The 1,337-nt window shown below is 65.6% G+C and carries 1 protein-coding gene; it reads right to left on the bottom strand.

Translation table 11 applies throughout. The features are described from left to right. The coding region (tnpC, locus tag IE101_RS19640; protein WP_189635518.1) for an IS66 family transposase at positions 1–1,337 on the bottom strand (1,337 nt) is incomplete at both ends.

Here is a 1,337-nt window from a genome sequence, read left to right as displayed (position 1 = left end):
ATTTCAGCGCTCGGCCATTGGTTGGCGATGCGTTCCAAGGTCTGTGTCAGCCATGCTGTGGGGTCGACGTTGTTCATCCTGCATGTCTGCAGGAGGGTGGCGATGGTGGCCCATGTGCGGCCACCGCCGTCCGATCCGGCGAAGAGGCTGTTCTTGCGGGTGATGGTCTGTGGCCTGATGGCGCGCTCGACGATGTTGGAGTCGAGCTCGATCAGGCCGTCGGTCAGAAAGCGCTCGAAGATGTCGCGCCGGGCGATGGCGTAGCGGATGGCCTCGGCCAGCTTCGACTTGCCCGATATACGTGGCAGGGTCTGCTGCCAGAGTGTGAACAGCTCGGCGACGATGGGGGCCGAGATGGCCTGCCGCGCGGCCGCACGCGCTGCCGGGCTTTGGCCGCGCACCTCGGCCTCGAGCTTCCAGAGTTCGGCCATGCGCTCGACCGTGGTGGTGGCGACCTGACTGTCCCCGGCGGCATGGAGTTCGTAGAAGCGCCGCCGGCTATGGGCCCAGCATCCAGCGAGGCGCGGGCCATCATTGCCCCTGTCCTTGCGGACAAGCTGATTGTAGGCGGTATAGCCGTCCACCTGGAGAATACCGCCGTAGCCGCCGAGATGCCGACGAACGCATTCTCCGGATCGGCTGTCCTCAAAGCGATAAGCCACCATAGGCGGCCCACTGCCGCCGAAGGTGCTGTCATCGCGGGCATAGGCCCAAAGCCAGGCCTTTTTCACGGCACCGGTGCCGGGCGCGAGGGTCGGAAGGCTGGTCTCATCGGCGAAGACGCGCTGGCCCTTCAAGATTTCACCCAGCACATGCGCGGCGAGGATCTCCAGTTCGAAGCCGACCCGGCCCATCCACTGCGCCATCAGCCTCCGGTCGATCTCCACCCCGTCGCGGGCATAGATCCCTTCCTGCCGGAACAGCGGCAGGCCGTCTGCATATTTGGAGACCGCGATCTGGGCCAGCAATGCCTCGGTCGGCAGGCCGCTCTCGATGATATGGGCCGGAGCAAGCGCCTGGATGACGCCATCCGCCTCCTTGAATGCGTATTTCGGGCGGCGGGTCACGATGACACGGAACCTGGCCGGGATGACATCCAGCCGCTCCGAGACGTCTTCGCCGATCAGCACCTTCTCTCGGCCCGCATGTTCCGGCAGGACCTCGGGCTCGAGAACTACCTCCACCCGCTCGAGATGGGGCGGAAAGCCCTTGCGCGGCCGAGGCGCCCGCGTCTCGCCCGAGGCCCGGCCTTGGCCTGTCTGCGCCTTCAGCGCCGCAATGCCGGTCTCGATCTCCTCGAAGACGAAGGATTGCTGTGCCTCCTCGTCAGCACTGAT

This window comes from Gemmobacter lanyuensis (genome assembly GCF_014652355.1).
Lineage (GTDB): Bacteria > Pseudomonadota > Alphaproteobacteria > Rhodobacterales > Rhodobacteraceae > Gemmobacter > Gemmobacter lanyuensis.
The sequence above is the reverse complement of the archived record's forward strand: the minus strand, read 5'-3'. Positions and strand labels throughout refer to the sequence as shown.